This window comes from Anaerotignum neopropionicum (assembly GCF_001571775.1).
In the GTDB taxonomy this organism is placed as follows: Bacteria; Bacillota; Clostridia; order Lachnospirales; family Anaerotignaceae; genus Chakrabartyella; species Chakrabartyella neopropionicum.
On record NZ_LRVM01000007.1, the window covers coordinates 98,609 to 120,826 of the forward strand.

Genomic DNA, 22,218 nt, shown 5'->3' on the forward strand with positions numbered 1-22,218 from the left:
TTGACCAAAAGAATGGGAATTTATCTACGCCTTTCTGATGAGGATGGGAATTTAAAAGAAAGCAATAGTATTCAAGGGCAAAGAGAACTTATATTTCATTACATAATGAATCATAATGGGCTTACATCCTATGAAATTGTGGAGTTTTGCGATGATGGGTACAGCGGAACAGACTTTTACCGTCCGGGGGTGCAAGAATTACTGAAAGAAGTGAAAAATGAAAAAATAGGCTGCATCATTGTAAAGGATTTTTCGCGCTTTGGACGAAATTACATTGAGGTGGGAAACTATATTGAACAAATTTTCCCTTTTTTAGGGGTGCAATTTATTTCAGTTAATGATAATTATGATAGCTCCAGGCGTTCCGTCAACGGCGAGTTTACCGCAACTGCCTTTCAAAATCTAATGAATGATCTATATAGTAAGGATTTATCACAAAAAATTATAAGTGCAAGGCGAACAAAAGCAAATGAAGGCAAGTTTATTACGGCCTTTGCGCCATATGGCTATGAAAAAACGAAAGAACAGCGGCTTGTGGCTGACAAAGAGGCTGCACCTATTGTGGAAAGGATTTTTAATATGGCTTTAGAGGGTACATCTCAAGTTCAAATTGCTCGTACCCTTAATTGTGAAAAGATCCCTAGCCCGTTACTGCTTCGAAAAATGAAAAAAGAAAATTTTTTTTGCGCTACCGTGAATAAAAAGTATTTATGGCATCCTGGGGCAGTATCAAAAATTTTAAAAGACCAAAGGTATGTGGGAGATGGGGTATACGGAAAAGTTGTACCCAAAAATGTGGGTAGCAGCCAAACGAAAGCAGTCCCCCAAAAAAATTGGATTATTGTACCCAATACCCATGGGCCAATTGTGGGCAGAGAGACTTTTGATCTGGTAAATGCAAAGCACAAAAGTCATCAGCCTAGGGAAAAAAAGGCGCCGTATCCTTTATGGAAGAAAGTTCGCTGTGGTGCTTGCAACCACAGGATTCCCCGTGAAATTTCAGGTGGTAAAAACCCTCAAGGTGCAGCTGCTGTATTTCGCTGTACTACGCCCCGTGTTACGGAGGAGTTTGGCTGTTATAAAGGAAAAATTGCAGAAAGGCGGATCGAGGAAATCATTCAGATTCTATCAAATAAAATGCTGTCAATCATTTATGATGGGGATTTGCAGGGGTTTTTAGTCAAGCAAGCTCAAGGGAACATTCTAATTGCGCAAGCCAATATAAAGCAGCTTGAAGTAAAGCTGAAACAAATTTCATTAAAAAAAATGCAGCTATATGAGTTATATAAGGCAAATAAGCTGGAGAAAGAATCGTTTCTCAATAAAAAAATGGTGTGGGAAAAGCTTTACGACAAAACACAAAATACTCTTATCGTGGAACGGGATAAAATTATCTGCTTACGCGCAAAAACACAAAATAGTTTAGATAAAAGTCTTAGCGTAAATGAAGGTGTTCCTTTTCAAGGCGTAACAAAGCAGCTTGTGGAAGCGTTTGTGGTAGAAGTTTTCGTTGAAAAAAATGGTTCCATAAAGGTTTTCTGGAGGTTTCAAGATATATATCAACAGTAAAATCAAAAAAAGGGGATATAGTCATTTAAATGGAGTAATTATTTTAAAACAGTTTAGCCCTATAATATCAGGAGAGTAAGAACGGGATATTCCTAAACGTTCTGCGATTTCTTGTTGTGTTAGAATATCTTGATTAGATAAGCCGTATCGCAGTATAATGACTGTTTGTTCACGAGGGGAAAGAATGGTTTTTATAGCCGCTAACATTTTTTCTGATTTCATTGAAAAATCTATGGTGTCCACAAAATCCGGATTGTGGCTGTTGATAATATCTAACATTACAATTTCGTTTCCATCCCTGTCGGTACCGATGGGTTCGTGGAGAGAAATGTCATTTTGAAATTTTTTTCCACTTCTTAGCCACATGAGCAATTCATTTTGAATGCACTTTGCTGCGTATGAAACCAGCCGGACATTTTTCTCTGTGTTATATGAATTAACTGCTTTAATTAAACCGATTACGCCGATGGAAATGAGTTCTTCGGGATCTCTTGCATTACAGGAGTACTTTTTTGCAATATGGGCTACTAACCGAAGATTATGGAGAATCAGCTTATCCTTTGCTTCTTTTTTCTCTCCTTCATTTCCTGTTTGATACAGGTTTAAATAGAAGGCCTCGTCTTCCTTAGATAGTGGTTTGGGAAAAGCCCCGGCAGTAGTAAAGGCAAATAAAAAAGGCAAAATTGCAAAAAAAACCAGCACATACTCACCCCCAAGTTTTTAAAACGCAGCGGAAACGTGTTATAAATTTATTGTATGAAAAAATGTTTTCTTATGTGCGTGTCTGAAAAAATGTTTTTTTGTCCTTTTTTTCGAGGACATGTCGTGTCAAGGGAGATTTTGATGATGGATTTTGAGAGCAAGAGTCAAAAAATCATGTATAGTTATTAGGGAAACGTTGATTTATTTCGTAGGCACATTTAATTGGGATTTTTTTTGACGGGGATAAAAGGCTTTCAGCAGTGCTGCTATTGCCACGTTGTTTCTTGCCAATTGAACAATTTCCTTGACAAACTGCTCACCCTACATTAAATCAATGAATCTTAAGGAAGGAGGAATTTTATGGAGCTTAAATTTTTAAAACGAAATAGGACATTGATTATTACAATTGACGGAGAAATTGACCATCATACTTGTGAGATTTTGCGAGGAGAAACGGAGCGTGCTTTAGAAAAAATGGGCGGAAAAAATATTGTTTTTCGTATGGGTGGCGTTTCTTTTATGGACAGTTCAGGTATAGGTGCAATGATTGGACGATATAAGGATATCCAAAGGCTGGGAGGCAAAATTGCAATCGCAGAAGCAAATGATAGGGTTGGACAGATTTTTCTGCTATCGGCAATGCAATCTCTTATTCCATCATTCCCGAATATTGATTTGGCTTTGGAATATGTGGAAGGAGGAAAGGAATAATGGAATATCAAAATGCATTTCGTGTATTTTTCGCCGCAAAGTCCCAAAATGAAGCTCTTGCAAGAATTATGACTGCAGCCTTTTTATCTCAGTATGATCCAACGTTGGCTGAACTTACAGATATAAAAACAGCGGTTTCAGAGGCTGTTACAAATGCAATTATTCATGGATATGAAGAAAAGGCAGGGGAAGTTGAACTGTTTTGCGGCTACCAGGATGGAAAAATTTACATAGAGGTTGCCGATCAAGGGGCGGGGATTGCGGATATCAATCAAGCCCGAGAGCCCCTATATACCTCCAAACCGGAATTGGAACGATCGGGAATGGGTTTTACAATCATGGAATCCTTTATGGATGGGGTTAGAGTACAGAGCAAGCAAGGAGAAGGTACACGAGTTTATATGGAGAAATCATTGACTACGGAATGAGGGGATACCATGGATAGGACAATGGAACTCATTCGGCAGGCAAAGGATGGAGATCAAGAGGCAAAGGAGATATTATTGCAAGAAAATTCGGGCTTGGTTTGGAGTGTTGCAAGGCGGTTTCAAGGCAGGGGCATAGAGATAGAGGATCTTTATCAAATCGGTGCAATAGGCTTATTAAAATGTATCGAAAAATTTGATTTTTCTTTTGAAGTGAAATTTTCCACTTATGCAGTCCCTATGATAATTGGGGAAATACGCAGATTTCTTCGGGATGATGGAACAATAAAGATTAGCCGAAGTCTAAAGGAATTGGCCGCCAAGGCAAAACGAATGCAGGAAAAGCTTCAGCAAGAAACCAATCGAGAGGTAACACTGCAAGAGCTTGCCGATGCATTGGGGGTTGAAGTGGAACAGCTCGTTCCGGCTTTGGAGGCAAAAAAAGAAGTGGAAAGCTTAAATGCGCCCATTGCCCATGAGGAGGATTTGCAAATTCAAGACAAGCTGCCTGCAAAAGAAGACGGAGAGCATGTAATTAATCACCTTTGCTTAATGGAAGCCTTGGATAGCCTTGAGGTTAAGGAAAGACAAATTATTGTCCTTCGTTACTTTGAGGATCGAACGCAAACAGAGGTTGCAAAACGAATGGGTATCTCACAGGTTCAGGTTTCACGTATTGAAAAAAAGGTTTTGGAACGTATGAAAAAAAGATTGTCGTGGGAATAAAGAAATTGAATTAGCGTTTAGGCAAAAAAAAGGGCGAAAACGTTTTTTTAAGGTTGATAAATTTTGAAATGGCTTTGAAGGCATAAAAAAAGTAGTTTTTTTGTTTGGATTGAATAAAAAGGTACTTGTATTTAAAATATCCGATGAATGGAATTTGGCTCATGCTGCATATTATACTATGTGGTCATGAGCCAATTTTTTTTTTGCAAAAATGATTATAATTTTCTGCCGCATTTGGGACAATAAGTATATTCTGAGGACAATAAAAAACCGCAATCAGGGCAATGCGCATAAGAAACACTTGTGCCTACGATTTCAAGATCATCCTCCCGTAAGGTTACAGCTTCTCCTCGCGCAATGGCTTTGCCTATTTCATCAGGGATAGAAAACGTGGTTTGGCAGCAATTTGAAACAGCATAATATTTTTTCCCCCATTTAAATAAGGGGATGAAGAAAAAGCTAAAGTATGTGTAAACCATGAAAACGGAAACACTGCTGTAGCGTCCGCATTTTTTGCAAATTAAAGTTTGTATAAAGCCTAAATCCTTCTGACCTTGGGCGATACTACCGATAAAAATCATAAAAACACACTTCCTTATAAAAATTTAATGATTTTATTTTACTTCTTATGGGTAACATGATAAAATATTTCCATATAATTTGCAAGCTTTTCCGAAGGGAGGTAATTTTGTGAAAGTATCTCGTTTGGTAGTGAGTGCAGTTTCTCTTGCCGTATCGGCTGCGCTGTTAACGTTATCAATTATTGATATGTTCTGTTCAGAAAAATACTAAAGTTGATGGTCTTTGTATGCTTGGGAAGAATGAAAATGGTTTTAGAGTTTTTAATGCGGAAATCACCGCAATTTGCCAATTTTTCTTTTTTTAAGTAGAAAAATGTGGTATAGTAGAATAGGTAATTGTTTTGCCGAAAATTACAATTATCTATTAAATTTGAGGAGGAATTTATATGGTAAAAGTTGGTATTAACGGGTTTGGCCGAATTGGTCGATTGGTGTTTAGAGCAGCAATAGAGCGTGGGGACGCGGATGTTGTTGCTGTAAATGATCCTTTCATTGATGTTGCGTATATGATTTATATGCTGAAGTATGATTCAGCCCATGGCCGTTTCAATGCAAAAATGGAAGAAAAAGATGGGAAGCTTGTGGTAAACGGTAAGGAAGTTACTGTTTATAATTGTATGGATCCCAAGGAAATCCCTTGGAAGGAAACCGGTGCGGAATATGTATTGGAATCCACAGGGTTGTTTACAACCATGGATAAGGCGGCGGCACACTTTAATGGTGGTGCAAAAAAGGTTGTTATTTCTGCACCTTCTGCGGATGCTCCTATGTTTGTAATGGGTGTAAACAACAATACCTATACAAGCGAAATGAAAATTGTTTCCAACGCTTCTTGCACAACGAACTGCTTAGCACCTTTAACTAAGGTTATTAACGATAATTTTGGTATTGTAGAGGGCTTAATGACTACAGTACATTCTCAGACTGCAACACAAAAAACAGTGGATGGTCCTTCTAAAAAGGATTGGAGAGGTGGACGTGCGGCTTCTGCCAACATTATTCCTTCCTCTACCGGTGCAGCGAAGGCTGTAGGAAAGGTTATTCCTGAAATGAATGGAAAACTAACGGGCATGTCTTTCCGAGTTCCTACAATCGATGTTTCCGTTGTGGATTTGACTTGCCGTTTGGCAAAGCCTGCAACCTATGAAGAAATTAAGGCAGCAATCAAAAAAGCTTGCGAAAATGAAATGAAGGGTATTATGGATTACACAGAAGAAGATGTTGTTTCCTCTGACTTTTTGACTGATGCACATACTTCAATTTTTGATGCAAAGGCAGGGATTGCATTGAATGATAACTTTGTAAAGCTTGTTAGCTGGTATGACAATGAATGGGGCTATAGCAACAAAGCCTTGGATTTGATTATTCATATGTATCATGTGGATAATGCATAACAAAAGTTTTGAGTATTTTATTAGAAATGGAAAATTTGTGGCTTGATAATATTTTTGTGTTAGACTTGGTTTTTAAAGAGACAAGTTAAAAATAAATACCCCTTTTCTTTATTAGAGATAATAGAGAAGGGGTATTTTTTGTCATTCTAGGGCTCCTCTGAGTCCTAATTTTATTATTAATATTAAAAAATAGCTAGAAGTGAAACATCCTTGCAAAAGCTTTTCAAAGAGAGAGGAAAAAACAGGTTTCATCAAGATGGTTGAAAGTAAAAAGCTTCACATAAGGGCAGTGAGTATATCGTATCAGTAATTTGTTTTCTTTCTTGCCCGTCAAGCTTAATTTTTTTGAAACAGTACCATTTAGTGTTCACCGTGGGGATCAATTGATTCCTCATTTTTAATGCCCCAATGGATCAAGAAAGCTAATGCAGCTCGCAGCACAATAGTAGCACCTACGATTAAGAGCTCAGAAAAATCATGCACTACAACAGTACGCAAAATTTCACCGCCAAGCTTGAATTCAAGGGCCATTGCCATTCCTTTGCAAAGGTTAAGACGAGCAAGAGGATCGCGACGAATATAGCTATATATTCCATAGATGCCCGAAACAATAAGCACACTCACACCTACAAATTCAAACAAAACAATTGCAGCCTCTGTGACTGTTAACAAAATTATGTGTAAAAAATCCATAATTTAGGTCAGCTCCTTTCTAAAATATTTTAATTTATTTTACCACGTTTTTATACAAAAAGCTATAGAATATTACTTCTTTATACAAAATTCCACTGTTTTACTATGACATAGATGGATTGTATATTATTTTAACTGAAAGAAAAATAATAATTTGTCGAAAAAAATAAAGTATTATATGTAGAGTAAATTTTTCCAGGACATAAGTCTTTGCGATATTTTGCTAGAGATAATGAGCAAGAATAAGGTCAATACAATATAGGGAAGGAAAAAAATGGTTTCACAAGTAGCGTATTGGCAAATAGTTTACCAATGAATAATTGAAATAAAGTTGAAATTTTTTAAAAATACGAAGTATTTTGTCTATGTTAAAATTGTTTATAAAAAAGCCCATTTAAAAATAGGACAAAAAATGTCCCACTTTTTCATATAAAAATATGAAATTGGACGAAAAACGTCCCACGTCGGTAGCAAGTTTTCATAAACTTAAAATCAGAAAAAGGGGCACTTATGGTTAGAGTTCTGAAAATTATTTTTTTCCTTATTTTTGGCTTTTTTTCCTATTAATTGTGCTAAAATAAGCCTTGCGAAAAAGTTTTTCAAACAACGAGAGGGGATACACAAATGGCAATTAAAGTGGGTATCAATGGTTTTGGGCGTATAGGCAGAGTGGTTTTTAGAGTGTTAATGAACCGACAGGACGAGTTTGAACTTTGCGGAATCAATTTAAGAAATGCTGAATTGGACTATATGGTTTATCAGTTGAAATATGACAGTGTTTTTGGACGTTTTCATGGACAAATTGAAACAGGAGAAAACTGTATTATTGTCAATGGGAAAAAAATTCGTGTTTTCAGTGAAAGCGATGCAGGTTTAATTAACTGGGCCGATTGCGGAGCTGAATATATTATTGAATCTACAGGCGCATTCAATACGGTTTTAAAGGCTGGATTACATAAAATTGGCGGTGCAAAGAAAGTAATATTAACGGCACCTTCCAAGGACATCGTTATGCCAACATTTGTAATGGGCGTAAACCATATGGAATATAAGCCTGAGTATGACATTGTATCAAATGCTTCTTGCACAACAAACTGTTTGGCGCCATTAGTTAAGATTGTCCATGATAGCTTTGGTATTGAGCAGGGATTAATGTCCACAATTCATTCGGCAACGGCAAAGCAAAAAGCGGTAGATGCCAGAGCGGGGCGGGACTGGAGAACGGGACGGTCTGTTTTTGGGAACATTATTCCTTCTTCCACAGGTGCTGCAAAGGCGGTGGGCCGGGTTATTCCCGAATTGCAAGGGAAATTAACTGGAATGTCTTTCCGCGTGCCTACAAATGACGTTTCTGTGGTTGATTTAACGGCACGTTTAAAAACACCTACTACCTATGAGGAAATTTGTGCCAAGGTAAAAGAGGCTTCGGAAACGACAATGAAGGGCATTATTAGTTATATCAACGATGAAATCGTTTCCTGTGATCTTTTAGGTGATTCAAACACCTGTATTTTTGACGAAAAAGCAGGAATTATGCTGGATGATAACTTTGTAAAATTAATTGCTTGGTATGACAATGAATGGGGCTACAGCAATAAGGTGGTTGATTTAATTGCTCATATGCATGCTGTAGATAACCAGTAATTTCAATATTTATTGAGTTTTATTATAATTATTGTTTATCAATACTAAACCTCTGTTATGACAATGAAACTTCTTTCTTTTACTTGAAATAAACAAGAGAAAGGAGTTTTTTTATGAAGATAAGCACAATTGCAGAGGAATACTTATTTGATTGTGTTTTGTCTCCAAAGCCTACTATATAGGATTGACAAAATTAGAAAAGCAGGGTACTTTCGCAACAGTGTTATATAACAATGTTACGAATGTTGAGTTGGGGTGAAAATATGGCAAAGCAGATGGAGGGGGGTACAGATAAATTATTGTCATGTGCAAAAAAAGAGTTTTTAGAAAAAGGGTTTAAGGATGCTTCCTTGCGTGTTATTGCAGAAAATGCAAATACCAGCACAAGCTCCATATATACAAGATTTAAGGATAAAGCCGGAATATTTAATGCTCTTGTGAAGTCAACAGCCGATAACTTTGAACAAAAATTTCAAGAGGAACTCGATATTTTTGATAAAATGGCTCCGATGAATTGGGACAAAATGCTGGAATACACAGACAATCTACAGAATTTGCTGATTGATATGATTTATGATGATTTTTCTGCTTTTAAATTGCTTGTATATCATGCGGAAGGAACGGTGTTTTCCGACTTCAAACTTAATGTCGTTGAATATGATGCAGCATATACTATGAAGTATATCGAGTCAATCGGCAACGATGCAATTGTTTCTAAACGCCTTACGCCGGAGCTTTTGCATATTCTGTGCAGCTCTTATTGGTCAGGCATTTTTGAAATAGCAGTCCATGATATGAGCAAAGAAGATGCAAATGTATATATTCGCCGGCTGAAACAATTCTTCAGCTGCGGCTGAGTAACAAACCATATTAGTCATTCAATAGGCGGTTCTGGGACTGCCTAAAAATAAGCAGCTTAGTTAGTTAAATATAACTTCAAGGGGAAGATTTTTGGAGCAAGTTAAAGATGCATGAACAAAACTGCAAGAACAAAACTGCAAGAACAAAACTGATTACGGAAAAACCCTTTTGACTAATGATTTCTCTTAGCCTGTCTGCAATTATAGGCATGGTGGTAATGGGTCTTTATAATTTTATGGATGCGGTATTCGTCGGGCAGATGATTTCACCACGGGCAATGGGAGCTGTTACGGTGTCGTATCCTTAAAATAAAAAGTATCTGAGTGCCAAAATTACTTACAGCCCTCCGAATTTAAGAAAATCGGAGGACTGTTCCCTGCATATTTTTCATCATAAAGTGATTACATACCTTCTGCCCCACCAATCTTTTCATATATTTTGCAAAAATATGTATAAAAGACCATAAAGTCAAAACGCAAGATGGTTTACTTCACGGCAAAATAGTAAACGATAATACGAATAGTTTGTTAACTTTTCCAATGACTGTTAACTTCTGATCTTGAAAACTTGCGTTTTAGGTTTGATTGTGCTAACGTGTGTATAAAATAGGCAGAAGGGGGGCCGCACGGCATGGAAATCCGAAAATCTGCGGAGGATTATCTTGAAATGATGCTGATGCTTCAGGAAAAGTACGGATACATCCGATCTATCAACATTGCGGAGGAATTAGGCTTTAAAAAGCCCAGTGTATCCTATGCCACAAAGCGGCTGAGAGAAAACGGATATATTACTATGGACGAAAATAATTTGATAACGTTGACAGAAGCAGGTATGGAGATTGCTACGCGCATGTATGAACGCCATAAGCTATTGACGGAATTTCTCGTTGCTCTGGGCGTTGACCTAGAAACTGCCCGCACGGATGCCTGTAAAATTGAGCATGACCTGAGCGAAAAAAGCTTTAAGGCAATCCGTAAACACGTGGAAAACAATGATAATGTTAAAATTCAGAAATAATATTTCTGGTACACGAAAACGGCTGAAAACAGTTTTGTAAGAATACTGTTTTCAGCCGTTTGGTTATTCCTATGCTCCTATCACACTGCGTTCCTGCGGCTCCACCCCCGGCTGTTTTGCCGAACATTCACGAAATCTCGGTAGATTCCGCCAGCATTCATCAGTTCGTCATGCGTTCCTTTCTGAGCGATTTTACCGTCCGCAATGACCAGTATTTTGTCGGCGCTGCGGATGGTATTTAGCCTGTGAGCGATGACGAGCAGGGTTTTGCCTTTGCAAAGTTCACTAATGGCTTGCTGAATATAGCTCTCGTTATCTGCATCCACACTAGCGGTGGCTTCGTCTAGAATTACGATGGGCGCATCCTTCAAAATGCAGCGTGCAATGGAAATTCTTTGTTTTTCGCCTCCGGAAAGAGTCTCGCCGCCCTCGCCGACCATGGTTTGGAAACCCTCCGGCAATGCCATAATGAAATCATAGCATCTTGCCTTTTTAGCGGCCTCCAGTACCTCGGCTTCGCTGGCATCGGGGCGTCCCATGCTGATGTTGTTATAGATGGTATCTTGAAACAGGTATACCCGTTGGAATACCATGCTGATATGGTTCATCAGGTCACTGAGCTGCACTTCACGCACATCTTTGCCACGAATCAAAATCTGCCCGGATTTGACGTCCCAGAAGCGGGTCAGAAGGCTGGCAATTGTGGATTTTCCACCCCCGGATGGGCCAACCAGCGCCAGCATGCTGTTTCGGTTCAAGTCAAAGGAAACGTTGTGCAGCACATCTTTATCCCCGTAGGCAAAACTCACATTTCTAAATTCTACTTCCGGGGATTGGCTTGCTTCCGGAATGCTATTCTGACCGTTATCCGGCAGCTCATGCTCGGCGAATACCGCCTCGATGCGATCCATACAGCTGTTCATAACCGTCAGCCGTGCGCTCTGGCTGTATAGAGCTTTGAGCGGGCCGAAAAGGTCGAACACAAAGAGCATGATGCCCACAAAGAATGTTACATCCATCAACCCACGGGAATTTAAATACGCAGAGAGAGCGATAATCACCACTGCACCAAAGCCGTAGAGGATATTCAGCCAGCGCTGCCACGGTGAATGGTTTTCCTCAAATTGAATGCTGATCCGGCAGCTTTCCCGGAAGTTGTCCGAAAGCTCCTTGGACTTTTCACCCATCAGGTTATAGGTTTTGATGATGCCGATACCCTCCGTGAAGTCCAGAACTGATTCTGTTAGGTTCTCGCTTTGTTCCTGACGGATGGCCGAATCTACAAGGCTCTCTTTTTTCATTCCTCGTGCAACAGGGAGGATGATAAGAAGGATAACGATGCCTGCAAAACCCAGCCATACGTTAAAGAAAAGCATAAATACCAATAGGATGGCTTCCGCAAAGATATAGCTCATCATATCTGCGAGTACCATCATGCAGTTTTCCTCAATAAATACCATATCGGTAGACAGCACCGAGCTGATCTTGCCAATGTTTCCTTCTGTAAAATAGCCCATGGGCATTTTACGCAGATGGGCGCCCAGTTCCATACGCTTCTCGGCGAACACCATAAACCCCGCTGCTGACTGTAGTCGGTCCGCTATATGGTGGAACAGAACCTGCAGCAGTACGCTTCCGGCCATGGCAATCCCGATCCACAGGCACATATCCGGACTTGCAGTGCCGTTATAAAATGCGGCAAGAGCAAAGAATCCAAGGCCAATGGGCGCTTTTGCCAAAAAAGATTTTAAAAAAGAGAATACAAATGCCAATTGAATTCTGCCCTTGTACTTTCCGGAAACCGTAAGGATGCGTCTCATTAAAGCAATCATTCGTTTTCATCTCCTTTCTCTGTGCTGACCTTCCATCTTGCGCTGCCTTCGGCAGCCTGCCAGAGCTTTTGATACTCCAGGCAGCCATCAAGCAACTCCCCATGGGTTCCGGTTGCTGCGACGCTGCCGGAATTTAGGACACAAATTTGATCCGCATTCACAATGGAGTGCAACCGGTGCGCGATGACAATGACAGTTTTTCCACAGATGACCTCGGCGATGGCTTCATTCATCTTCTCCTCGTTTTCCGGATCCATAAACGCCGTTGCCTCATCAAGAACAACAATGGGGGCATTTTTTAAAATCGCCCGAGCCAGTGAAATGCGCTGGCGTTCGCCGCCGGAAAGCTGTTTTCCACCGTCGCCGGCCATGGTATAAATCCCGTTTTCAAGCCTTGCCAGAAATTCCCCGCACTGCGCCTTTTCTGCTGCCTGCATAACCTCCTCATCCGTCGCGTTCAGCCTGCCGAGGCGAATATTTTCAAGAAGACTGATATTGAACAGAAACTGTTCCTGTGCCACATAGGAGATCTGATTGTTTAGCGTTTCCAGACTCATATCACGGGTGTCCTGCCCGCCTATCTTTATTGCGCCGTGGGTCACATCGTAGAAATGGACGAGTAGCTTGGCTAGGGTTGATTTGCCACTGCCGGATTTACCCACAAGTGCGGTCAGACTGCCCTCCGGAACTGTAAGCGAGATATTGTGAAGTACCTCGGCGTCCTTGTAGGCAAAACGAACGGAGTCAAATTGTACGGAATGATCTTTTCCTTCAAATGGTTTATGGGACTGCTGCAACGGCGGGGTGCTCAGCATCTGCTCAAGGGTTTCGATTTTGTAGTTGATCTGGGGCAGTGTGCCAATGAAGCTCATGGCTCTGAGAAGAGGGGCACCTATTCCCAAGGACATACACAAAACCAGCACGAAATCCGGAAGAACCGAGTAGCCTTGAAGCACCAGATATGCGCCTATAGGAAGGACGAACAGTGAAGCTGTGGGCAAAATACTGTTATACAGCGCCATCCAGGGCCAGCTGGCCTTATACCAAGCCAGCGTGAAATCCCGATAGCTCTTCACGTCTCCCTCAAATCGGTGATAGGATTCACCGTCCCGGTTAAAGACCTTGACAACCTCCATACCGTTTATGTATTCTACAATGGTGTTGTTCATCTTCTGCGCCGCCGCATAGTAGCTTCCCATTTTGTCTATGCCGATTTTATACATGGTCATCATGGCAAGCAATCCAAGAGGTAGGGAGCAAAGTGCAAGAAGCGCCAGCTTCCAGTCCACGAGGAACATTCCTACATACACTATGGCCGGAACGGCCAGATTGGCGATTCCCTCGGGAAGTGCATGAGCAAGCAGCAGCTCAATCGTTTCGATGTCATCAATGAACATCTTTTTGATGGAGCCGACACCCTTTTCCTGAATAGCTCCCAACGGTTGCGCTTCCAGCTTTCCTTGAAGAGAGATACGCAGATTCTTCAGTGTATTGTAGGCACTGCGGTGGGAAAGGGAAAGTCCCCACACATAGAACACAGCGTACAGAAGAACGCAGACCGCTATGGCTGCAATGCGCCAGAGTACATATCCCGCTGTCAGCGTCTCACGCATCAGTAACGGTTTGATAATTTGATAGATAAACAAAAATGGCATGACGTTCATTACGATACCGATTAGCATGGCAACAACAGCCGCATACGTCGTCTTGCGGTACTCGCCGGTATATTCCAGAACTTTTTTAAACAAGTGGCATCCTCCTTTATTATATAGTGGTTAGCTTTGTCTAACTTTAGGATATAAAAACACTTCCTACCGTTTATAGATTTATGTAGGAAGTCCAAACCCCAATACACGCTGCCAGTTGAACAGGTCGCAGACCAGTTTGCAATGGGCCTCCATTTGTTCCCATGCATAGTGGTGGATAAATGGCTCGTATATTGTTGTCCAGAATGCGGAAAGCAGGATGTGCATTTCTTCCATGGAAACATTCACATACGTTAGCCCCCGTTTCTGTGCCTCACAAAAGTATTCGTAGCTTTTCACGGTCATTTTTTCAACCCAGTCGTGCTGAAAATTGGAATACTCTGTACCATCTGCGCATTTGATTAGCAGAACAAAGTTGTCTCGACGGGCATACAGAAATTGAAACCACCACAGCATAGCTTCTTCATCCATATCCCAGGCCTTCATCAGTGCATCATCGGACAAATCATTTACGTCCACGGCACATCTTTGTTCCACCACACCATTGAGGTCTGCAACTGTATCTGCGACAACGGAACAAAACAGATCTTCTTTACCTTTATATCGCTTATATAGGGCGCCGGTGGTAATCTTGGCATTTTCGCAGATCGCTTTTAAGGATGCTTTTTCAAAACCGTAGGCTAAAAATTCTTTTTTTGCGCTTTCCCTGATGCGGGGATCGATGGAATGATCGGGCTTTGACATGCTGCACACCTCTTAACTAGATAATATAAAAGTGATAACTTAATTATCGATAATTTAATTATCACTTTAGCAATCTATTTTAAATTTGTCAAGTATAATGCACAAATCTTTTCAGATCTCATATGTTTGATTGACACGGAATTCACTCGGTTGGATTGCCTGGAAAATCGAGCATGACTTGTGTGAAAAATACTATATGGAAATCTGTAATCACATAGAAAACAATGATAATGATAAAATTCAGAATTAATAAATAGAGCGGCTCTGGGATAAAACGCAAGGCATCAGGTTTTTCAGCTTGATATCTTGGGTATTTTTGTTGAAACTGTATTTTATGCTTCATCTTTTCATTATCCTTCTGATCCTGAAATTGAAGCACCTATTGGTTTATTCTTTTAAGGAAAATATTACGTCCGCTGGTTGTCAAGAAATTCAGCCGTTTCATTTCCCTGCCATACAAGGTAAAATAGGATGGGATGATTATAAACAAGTATCTTAGCTCCAGCAGATATTTGTGAAACTGGGCACAAGGGGAAGTGTCCTCATATGAAATGGTGTAATGGGGACGATGTCAGTTTTCTGTCGTTTACATGGATAACAAAATAAATTAGTATAAATACCAGAATACCCCCTTTATTTCGGGTTGAAATAAAGGGGGTATTCTACAGTTTAAGAGCTACTTTGTCAACTGGTTTAACTTGAAATACACTGGATCTACTTTAAGATACGTACTGAAACTCTAATTAAGGAAGTGCAATTATCCTGTCAAATAAATCTTTATTTGCCTCGATATCATTTGGGGAGGCAAAAACTACATAGTTCATGTCGTTATTAAGATTTTCAAAATATTGAGCATAAACGGCTATATCCTCAAGGGAGGTTTCTTTTATTTCATTTAAGTAATGAATTGAATCCAGTGTGGTCACACCCATGCAATTGAGTGTTAAAGCATTTAACGCACTTTTTAATTCCCCCGAACTTTTTGTAGCTGAGGCATAGGCTGCCAATTTGTAGGTTTCCAAAGCCTTCTGCGTCATACTACTGTCCAGACTTTTTAAGAATTCATCTGTTTTGCTAAGGGCTGCTAGGGAAGTTGCATAGGTGTTGTCTCGATAGGTATATACAGTATAATTATTATTATAAAAAATTGCGCCTACACCGTATGCACCCCCATTTAAGCGAATTTCAGGTACAAGAAAAAGATTATCCAAAATACAGGCAATTACCTGGTTTTTACCGCTGATAGGTACATCGTTTTCTAATAAAGGTGCATTTGCAAATAAGTATTGTACAGTTAAATCACCAGTTAGCGCCTCTCTTTTGGCTGGTGTAGGCAGTATATAATCTGCTTTAGGATAGGAGACATCAGGCAGTTTCTGAGTAAAGGTCCCCATAGACGCTTCAAATTTATTTTTTGCTGTGGAATTTCCTGCCAACAGTATAGTTAAATTATTTTTATTAAATGCTTTTGCGCGAACACGGGCTATTTTATCGGCCACTTCATTGGGAGTAGTTTGAAGCTGTGTTTCTAAAGCCATAACAAAAGTATAATAATCTAACCCTTTCAAATAATTAATATATCTGGAAGAGGGGCTGGAATAAGCCAACGAACGCATGAAAGCGAGGTCAATGGGTTCTGTAAATAAATTTTGATAACGACTTTTAATATTTGCAATGGTTCTGGTGGAGTAAGTTGAAATATCTGAAACTTTGGAATTTAATAAAATATCTGAAATCAAATCCAGAGAATCAGAAAATTCATCTTGAAAGCCATAATAATCTGCACTAAAAACAGGATGGGCAGAAGTATCATTTTTATCATCCATATTCACTTTTATTTCCGTTGATTGGTTATAGCTTTTATATAAGGTTTCATTTATTATTTGATTTTCTTTTCTGTGATCTGTAGCCATTCCGCTTCTTATCATGTCATTGTAAAACTGCAAATACAACAATTCTTCTGGGGTTAGATGGCTTAAATCAAAATTTATGGAAATGGCACTTATTGCATTGACATCTGCATTGGCGTGCATTAGCTTTACGCCGTTTACGGTGGTTTCGCTTATATTTCTGTCTGTTATTTCTATTTCAATTTCATTGAGACTTACAGCCTGAAGGGAATCTAGTGTATCTTGGGAAATTTCACGATTATTCCAAACATTAAAATCTGCTGTTTTCTGAACCAATGCCTTGATTTCTGCCTCTGACATAGAGGCTTTTTTGCGGGCAAGTGTTTGGGCAATTTCTTCCTGTTGTTTTTCAAGCTGTCCTGCTTTAGGAACGGTGACGGTTAGTGCTGCAGAAGTATTATTCACAAGTTCAGTTTCAATGGCATTTTCTAAAATCCGATCATCCAATTTGGAGGCTATGCTATTAAAGGCATCATCGTAATTGGGCATAGGGTTGCCTAACGTATTATCATAAATGCTTGCGAAAAGTAGGCTGTTTAATGCAGTATTCTCTGTAGTGCCTACTTCTCGTTGAAACTCCAAGGAACGAAGGGAGGCTTTGACAAAATCCTTATCAAACCCATTGCTTACGGATTTTTTTAATTCCGCCATTACCACGTTATAAAAATCCCTTTTGCGTTGGGGATCGGCATTGACAGCAACGAAATGAACCACAGGCTGAAAAATACCATCATCCAAATATATTTCATAAGAATCCGCTATATTGCTTTTTAGCAGAGCTTGTTTCATTTGGGAGCTATCAAGGTTTAATAAATTTACGGCAATATCTAAGGTAACAAGACTTTCAAAAGTATTTTTTCTTGTATCTTTCGTTGCAAAAACAAGCTCAATAACCGATGCTTTTTCGGTATCAGTGTCTTCTGAAACAGAGAATTCATAGGTGCTTTCTTGCAGTTGGTGAAAGATTGGTTTCGTTCCTCTGTCCAGAGTATGCTCTCTATAGCTGTAGGCTGACAGATAATTTTCGTCTGCCAGTTTTAAAAACGGTTCATAGTCTACATCACCGTAAAGCACCATTGTGCTGTTTGAAGGATGATAATTTTTATGATAGGTTTCCATGAGCTCGGTATAGGTTAAAGTGGAAATATCTTCTGGATTGCCACCAGAATTATTATTTTGAGCACTATTTGGAAAAAGAGTTTTCATTGAATTATGGTAGGAAGCTCTCTCTATATTTGCCAGAGCACCCTGCATTTCATTATATACAATGCCATTATAGTTTAGTGGGGAGCTTTCATCTATCATTTCATAGCGAATACCTTCCCGTTCAAATATTTTTTCGTTTTCTAACAAAAGTGGGTTAAAAACCCCGTCCAAATAAATGTCTGCTGATTTTAATAATTGTGCCTCACTGGCAGAACAAATGGGATAAGTAGTAAAATTTTGATAAGTATATGCATTGGTATAAGAAATATAGGTTGTATTATCCAATGTAAAAAAGAGATCATTAAGAGGATACTTTTTACTGCCACTCATAACACAATGTTCCAGAATGTGGTTAATGCCTTTATTATTTTCTGCAACGGTATCAAATTTAATGGCAAAACCACGGTTGGTATCGCTGTTTTTTAACACAAGAAATTTAGCACCTGTTTTCTGGTGAACAAACAAAGACTGGTTGGCTTGTATGGCGGAATCGTAAGCTTTGTCCGTAAGCTCAAAGCCGTGGATCACATCCCCGATTTTTGGTGAAGAAGGTGCGTCGCCGGCGTTTACAGTCCTTATAGGCGTGACCACCGATAAAAGTGTAATACATATTGCTGTAAAAAATAATAAAGTTTTTTTCCTCATTTTACCCCTACTTTCTGTTTTTCATTGGTTTGGCTACTTAATTAATTTTAACAGAAGAAGCAGTGCTTTACAAATTGTTTTGTAAATTTCAAAAGCAATGTTTTATTAAGTCTGGGAATAGAGTGTTTTTAGGACATTAAAGGAAAGAGGGGAAATGGGCGGTACTGATGTAAATGCAGTCATAGGGGACATTCCCTTTAACATTATTCTAGGAATATTTCATTCAAATGCCATAATAGCGGTTAGGAAAAACAAAAGAGAGGGAATGTTAGAGTTGTGCTGGATGAATATAATTAAATCAAACGGAAATAAAAGCAGCTTTTCTTTATGGAAAAATAATCAAACTGGTTCTATGGAAAGGGCGGTTTTGATGCTATCAAAATTAGATAAATCAATTTTCAAAAAAAGTAGTATGTTTTTAGTACGGTTAGAGAATAAAAACCCCTACGAACCTAGTAATATTAAGGTGCGCAGGGGTTGGCTTATTTATTCCCACTCAATCGTAGCCGGCGGCTTCGAAGTAACATCATACACGATACGGTTTACATGTTTCACTTCATTTACAATTCTTACGCTAACGCGATCCAACACATCATAAGGGATCCGTGCCCAGTCGGCAGTCATAAAGTCAGTGGTTGTAACGCCACGAAGGGCAACGGTATAGTCATAGGTTCTAAAGTCCCCCATAACACCAACGGAACGAACGTCAGTAATAACCGCGAAATACTGATTGATACTGCGGTCTAAACCTGCGCTTGCAATTTCTTCACGAAAGATTGCATCGGCTTCTCTTAAAATTTCCAATTTATCGTCTGTTACCTCTCCAATGACACGGATGCCTAAGCCGGGGCCGGGGAAGGGCTGACGCCATACCAAATTTTCGGGCAAGCCAAGTTCCATACCCATCTGACGCACTTCATCTTTAAACAACAGGCGTAAGGGTTCAATCAATTCCTCAAAATCAACAACGGAAGGCAAGCCACCCACGTTGTGGTGAGATTTAATCACAGCCGAATCCCCTAAGCCGCTTTCGATGACGTCGGGGTAAATGGTTCCTTGTACCAAATATTCAACTTTCCCTATTTTTTTGGCTTCATCTTCAAAAACTCGAATGAATTCTTCGCCAATGGTCTTTCTTTTTGCTTCGGGGTCAGTAATGCCCTTCAGTTTCATCAAGAAACGTTCCTGTGCGTTAGCCCGAACGAAATGAGAATCAAAAAAACCATCAAATATCGTTTCTACCTCGTCGCCCTCGTTTTTACGCATTAAGCCGTGGTCAACAAACACGCAAGTCAGCTGTTTGCCGATTGCTTTAGAAACCAGAGCCGCAACAACGCTGGAATCAACACCGCCGGAAAGGGCACAAAGAGCCTTGCCATCCCCAACCTTTTCACGAATTTTTTTGATCTGATCTTCGATATAATTTGTCATAGTCCAGTCGCCGCTGCAATGGCAAACCTCATATAAGAAGTTGTGAAGCATATCGGTGCCTCTGGGCGTATGGTTTACTTCGGGATGAAATTGTACACCATAAAAACCTTTTTCGGGGTTTTCAATGGCTGCGGCAGGGCAGGTAGCTGTTTTGCCAACAATGCGGAAGCCTTCCGGAAGCTCCGTCACAAAATCAGTATGACTCATCCAGCAAATTTCTTTTTCACCAATGCCTTTAAGCAGTTTACTGCTTGTATCGAAAGCAACCTCTGTTTTTCCATATTCGCTCTTTTCATTTGCATTTCCAACTTTACCACCCAGCGTATATGCCATCAACTGACAGCCATAGCAAATACCCAAAACAGGAATGCCCAGCTGGAAAATTTCAGGATTACAGTGGGGGGATGTTTTTTCGTACACACTATTGGGTCCGCCGGTGAAAATGATACCTTTTGGATTTTTTGCCTCGATTTCTTCCATAGGCTTATTCCAAGGCATGATTTCACAATAAACATGATGCTCTCTGACACGGCGCGCAATCAATTGGTTATACTGTCCGCCAAAGTCTAATATGATAATCATTTCGTGGTTCATCGCTAACCTCCATAAAAAATCTCATTACCGTCTGTTTAATTGAAAAGAAAAGCCGCCGAAAAACTCCGACGGCAGGTTCTTTGTTTATATTAGCATAGCCCACAAATATTGACAAGAGAAAAAACCATGAAATAAGCGGTTTTCTTCTCAAATTCTTTGTAGCATATACTTCCGTAACCCGTTGACAGGCCAGCTTTACTTTGCTATCATTTTAAAGTCATTGTCTTTATTTTACTTTTTTTATCATTTTATTACCAAAAGGAGGGAAAAACATGGTTTTATTTGAAAATTTGTTTAAACTAAAAGAAAACAATACTACAATGAGAACTGAAATATTTGCCGGTTTAACTACATTTATGACAATGGCATATATTCTTGTAGTGAATCCTAGCATTTTAAGCGCAACGGGAATGGATCCGGGTGCACTTTTAACGGCAACCTGTATTGCATCTGCACTGGGTACATTGTGCATGGCGTTTTTTGCCAACTACCCCTTTGCACTGGCTCCCGGGATGGGGTTAAATGCGTACTTTGCATTTACCGTTTGCGGCCAGTATGGCTATGGCTGGGAGGTTGCTTTGGCAGCGGTTTTTGTCGAGGGTCTTATTTTTATTTTACTTTCTGCCGTTAATATTAGAGAAGCAATTTTTAATGCAATTCCTGTAAACATGAAAAAAGCAACCAGTGTTGGTATCGGTATGTTTATTGCTTTTATCGGACTGCAAAATGCTGGTGTGATTGTTCCAAATGCTACAGTTTGTGTTGCCTTAGGCAATATAAAAAATGTTTCCGTGGCATTATCTTTAATTGGTACGATTATTACTTTGGCCCTTGTTGTAAAAAAGGTAAGAGGTGCTTTGTTCTTAGGCATTATTGCTACTTGGGTTTTGGGTATTATTTGTCAGATGACGGGGATTTATGTGGTAAATATTGATGGGGGAATGTATTCTTTAATTCCCCAAGGTATTATCTCTACGCCGCCAAGCCTTGCGCCCATTGCCATGAAGTTGAACTTTGGTGGTGTTAAAATCATTGATTTTATTACAGTTGTGTTTGCATTTTTGTTTGTAGACTTATTTGACACTTTAGGTACATTAATCGGTGTTTCCACAAAAGCTGGATTCATTGATAAAAATGGTAAGCTGCCTCGCATCAAAGGCGCGTTGTTTGCAGATGCCTGCGCAACTACAGTTGGTGCGGTTTTGGGTACCTCCACAGTTACCACTTTCGTTGAAAGTGCATCTGGTGTTTCTGATGGTGGCCGAACAGGTATGACTTCTTTTACAACAGCAATTCTTTTCTTGGTTGCACTATTGTTTTCTCCAATCTTGACCACAATCCCTTCTTTTGCAACAACACCTGCTTTGGTTGTGGTAGGCCTGTTTATGGTGGAGAATATAAGAGATATTGATTTTAGAGATTATACAGAAGGATTTCCGGCATTTATTACAATTTTAATGATGGTTATTGCTTACAGTATTTCTGAAGGCTTGGTTTTTGGTGTAATTTCTTATGTATTACTGAAGCTCCTGAGCGGCAGACAAAAAGAACTGAACCCTGTGATTATTATAATCGGCATTTTATTCTTTATTAAATTAATTTTGGGATAAAACATGAAAGTCTGTCATTTGAAAAAAATGGCAGGCTTTTTTTGTTCGCTTTAGCTTGACAAAACCACCGGCTATGCCGGTGGTAGGAAAGGTTTGTTCTTTAGATGTAAGCACGAATCCTCCTTTGGTAGAATAAATGTAGGTTTGCCAACCACATCAAAGACCAAAAGGAGGATTCAAAATGACTAATAATAGTTTAGCACATACAACATGGGAA

The 22,218-nt window shown here is 39.6% G+C and carries 18 protein-coding genes; 9 read left to right on the forward strand and 9 right to left on the reverse strand.

Annotated features, from left to right (window positions below):
* Entirely contained in the window at window positions 1-1,569 is a 1,569-nt protein-coding gene (locus CLNEO_RS11135) for a recombinase family protein (protein WP_066088800.1), read from the forward strand.
* A 21-nt stretch (window positions 1,570-1,590) separates the two neighbouring features.
* On the opposite strand, the gene sigK is transcribed toward CLNEO_RS11135, so the two are convergent.
* A complete protein-coding gene (gene sigK / locus CLNEO_RS11140) occupies window positions 1,591-2,271 on the reverse strand; it encodes an RNA polymerase sporulation sigma factor SigK (RefSeq protein ID WP_066088804.1) in 681 nt (226 codons plus the stop codon).
* 360 nt (window positions 2,272-2,631) lie between these two features.
* Here sigK and CLNEO_RS11145 point away from each other — a divergent pair, with 360 nt between their 5' ends.
* The 3 genes from CLNEO_RS11145 to CLNEO_RS11155 are packed head-to-tail and all read left to right on the forward strand — an operon-like array spanning window position 2,632 to window position 4,133.
* Window positions 2,632-2,982, forward strand: coding sequence for an STAS domain-containing protein (locus tag CLNEO_RS11145; RefSeq protein ID WP_066088807.1), 351 nt, complete (start codon window positions 2,632-2,634; stop codon window positions 2,980-2,982).
* Window positions 2,982-3,410 (forward strand): anti-sigma F factor, encoded by a 429-nt coding sequence (spoIIAB, locus tag CLNEO_RS11150; RefSeq protein ID WP_066088811.1) that lies wholly within the window; start codon window positions 2,982-2,984, stop codon window positions 3,408-3,410. The genes CLNEO_RS11145 and spoIIAB overlap by 1 nt, the downstream gene beginning before the upstream one ends.
* A 9-nt stretch (window positions 3,411-3,419) precedes the next feature.
* The gene (locus tag CLNEO_RS11155; RefSeq protein ID WP_066088813.1) at window positions 3,420-4,133 is read left to right on the forward strand and encodes a SigB/SigF/SigG family RNA polymerase sigma factor; all 714 of its coding nucleotides are present in this window, start codon (window positions 3,420-3,422) and stop codon (window positions 4,131-4,133) included.
* A 215-nt stretch (window positions 4,134-4,348) separates the two neighbouring features.
* On the opposite strand, the gene CLNEO_RS11160 is transcribed toward CLNEO_RS11155, so the two are convergent.
* Window positions 4,349-4,714, reverse strand: coding sequence for a zinc ribbon domain-containing protein (locus CLNEO_RS11160; RefSeq protein ID WP_066088815.1), 366 nt, complete (start codon window positions 4,712-4,714; stop codon window positions 4,349-4,351).
* Window positions 4,715-5,100: 386 nt separating this feature from the next.
* On the opposite strand from CLNEO_RS11160, the gene gap (CLNEO_RS11165) reads away from it, so the two are divergent.
* The gene (gene gap / locus CLNEO_RS11165) at window positions 5,101-6,108 is read left to right on the forward strand and encodes a type I glyceraldehyde-3-phosphate dehydrogenase (protein WP_066088819.1); all 1,008 of its coding nucleotides are present in this window, start codon (window positions 5,101-5,103) and stop codon (window positions 6,106-6,108) included.
* A 360-nt stretch (window positions 6,109-6,468) separates the two neighbouring features.
* On the opposite strand, the gene CLNEO_RS11170 is transcribed toward gap (CLNEO_RS11165), so the two are convergent.
* A complete protein-coding gene (locus CLNEO_RS11170) occupies window positions 6,469-6,801 on the reverse strand; it encodes a DUF1622 domain-containing protein (protein WP_201032912.1) in 333 nt (110 codons plus the stop codon).
* A 624-nt stretch (window positions 6,802-7,425) separates the two neighbouring features.
* Between CLNEO_RS11170 and gap (CLNEO_RS11175) the strand changes: the two genes are divergently transcribed.
* The 3 genes from gap (CLNEO_RS11175) to CLNEO_RS11185 all read left to right on the forward strand — a co-directional run bounded on the left by gap (CLNEO_RS11175) (window position 7,426) and on the right by CLNEO_RS11185 (window position 10,323).
* Window positions 7,426-8,445, forward strand: coding sequence for a type I glyceraldehyde-3-phosphate dehydrogenase (gap, locus tag CLNEO_RS11175; protein WP_066088827.1), 1,020 nt, complete (start codon window positions 7,426-7,428; stop codon window positions 8,443-8,445).
* 263 nt (window positions 8,446-8,708) lie between these two features.
* Complete coding sequence (locus CLNEO_RS11180; RefSeq protein WP_066088830.1) at window positions 8,709-9,302, forward strand: TetR/AcrR family transcriptional regulator; 594 nt, start codon at window positions 8,709-8,711, stop codon at window positions 9,300-9,302.
* A 634-nt stretch (window positions 9,303-9,936) separates the two neighbouring features.
* Window positions 9,937-10,323 (forward strand): metal-dependent transcriptional regulator, encoded by a 387-nt coding sequence (locus CLNEO_RS11185; protein WP_066088833.1) that lies wholly within the window; start codon window positions 9,937-9,939, stop codon window positions 10,321-10,323.
* Between the two features lie 80 nt (window positions 10,324-10,403).
* Here the strand turns inward: CLNEO_RS11185 and CLNEO_RS11190 are convergent, their stop codons facing one another.
* The 6 genes from CLNEO_RS11190 to guaA all read right to left on the reverse strand — a co-directional run bounded on the left by CLNEO_RS11190 (window position 10,404) and on the right by guaA (window position 20,391).
* The gene (locus tag CLNEO_RS11190) at window positions 10,404-12,155 is read right to left on the reverse strand and encodes an ABC transporter ATP-binding protein (protein WP_066088835.1); all 1,752 of its coding nucleotides are present in this window, start codon (window positions 12,153-12,155) and stop codon (window positions 10,404-10,406) included.
* Window positions 12,152-13,903, reverse strand: coding sequence for an ABC transporter ATP-binding protein (locus CLNEO_RS11195; protein WP_066088838.1), 1,752 nt, complete (start codon window positions 13,901-13,903; stop codon window positions 12,152-12,154). Before CLNEO_RS11195 ends, CLNEO_RS11190 begins: the two co-directional genes overlap by 4 nt.
* A gap of 78 nt (window positions 13,904-13,981) precedes the next feature.
* A complete protein-coding gene (locus CLNEO_RS11200) occupies window positions 13,982-14,605 on the reverse strand; it encodes a TetR/AcrR family transcriptional regulator (RefSeq protein WP_066088841.1) in 624 nt (207 codons plus the stop codon).
* 142 nt (window positions 14,606-14,747) lie between these two features.
* Window positions 14,748-14,948 (reverse strand): hypothetical protein, encoded by a 201-nt coding sequence (locus CLNEO_RS11205; protein ID WP_066088844.1) that lies wholly within the window; start codon window positions 14,946-14,948, stop codon window positions 14,748-14,750.
* Between the two features lie 400 nt (window positions 14,949-15,348).
* A complete protein-coding gene (locus tag CLNEO_RS11210; protein WP_066088847.1) occupies window positions 15,349-18,366 on the reverse strand; it encodes an insulinase family protein in 3,018 nt (1,005 codons plus the stop codon).
* Between the two features lie 486 nt (window positions 18,367-18,852).
* Window positions 18,853-20,391 (reverse strand): glutamine-hydrolyzing GMP synthase, encoded by a 1,539-nt coding sequence (gene guaA / locus CLNEO_RS11215; RefSeq protein WP_066088850.1) that lies wholly within the window; start codon window positions 20,389-20,391, stop codon window positions 18,853-18,855.
* 272 nt (window positions 20,392-20,663) lie between these two features.
* Between guaA and CLNEO_RS11220 the strand changes: the two genes are divergently transcribed.
* On the forward strand, window positions 20,664-22,001 hold the full coding sequence (locus tag CLNEO_RS11220) for an NCS2 family permease (RefSeq protein WP_066088853.1): 1,338 nt from the start codon (window positions 20,664-20,666) through the stop codon (window positions 21,999-22,001).
* Window positions 22,002-22,218: the final 217 nt, after the last annotated feature.

Excerpts from the sequence above, each read along its gene's own strand:
- spoIIAB (WP_066088811.1), top strand. The coding sequence starts at position 2,982 with ATGGAATATCAAAATGCATTTCGTGTATTTTTCGCCGCAAAGTCCCAA.
- CLNEO_RS11155 (WP_066088813.1), top strand. The coding sequence starts at position 3,420 with ATGGATAGGACAATGGAACTCATTCGGCAGGCAAAGGATGGAGATCAA.
- CLNEO_RS11145 (WP_066088807.1), top strand. The coding sequence starts at position 2,632 with ATGGAGCTTAAATTTTTAAAACGAAATAGGACATTGATTATTACAATT.
- gap (WP_066088827.1), top strand. The coding sequence starts at position 7,426 with ATGGCAATTAAAGTGGGTATCAATGGTTTTGGGCGTATAGGCAGAGTG.
- CLNEO_RS11160 (WP_066088815.1), bottom strand. The coding sequence starts at position 4,714 with ATGATTTTTATCGGTAGTATCGCCCAAGGTCAGAAGGATTTAGGCTTT.
- CLNEO_RS11180 (WP_066088830.1), top strand. The coding sequence starts at position 8,709 with ATGGCAAAGCAGATGGAGGGGGGTACAGATAAATTATTGTCATGTGCA.
- guaA (WP_066088850.1), bottom strand. The coding sequence starts at position 20,391 with ATGAACCACGAAATGATTATCATATTAGACTTTGGCGGACAGTATAAC.
- CLNEO_RS11190 (WP_066088835.1), bottom strand. The coding sequence starts at position 12,155 with ATGATTGCTTTAATGAGACGCATCCTTACGGTTTCCGGAAAGTACAAG.
- CLNEO_RS11185 (WP_066088833.1), top strand. The coding sequence starts at position 9,937 with ATGGAAATCCGAAAATCTGCGGAGGATTATCTTGAAATGATGCTGATG.
- gap (WP_066088819.1), top strand. The coding sequence starts at position 5,101 with ATGGTAAAAGTTGGTATTAACGGGTTTGGCCGAATTGGTCGATTGGTG.
- CLNEO_RS11170 (WP_201032912.1), bottom strand. The coding sequence starts at position 6,801 with ATGGATTTTTTACACATAATTTTGTTAACAGTCACAGAGGCTGCAATT.
- CLNEO_RS11205 (WP_066088844.1), bottom strand. The coding sequence starts at position 14,948 with ATGAAGCATAAAATACAGTTTCAACAAAAATACCCAAGATATCAAGCT.
- CLNEO_RS11220 (WP_066088853.1), top strand. The coding sequence starts at position 20,664 with ATGGTTTTATTTGAAAATTTGTTTAAACTAAAAGAAAACAATACTACA.
- CLNEO_RS11210 (WP_066088847.1), bottom strand. The coding sequence starts at position 18,366 with ATGAGGAAAAAAACTTTATTATTTTTTACAGCAATATGTATTACACTT.
- CLNEO_RS11200 (WP_066088841.1), bottom strand. The coding sequence starts at position 14,605 with ATGTCAAAGCCCGATCATTCCATCGATCCCCGCATCAGGGAAAGCGCA.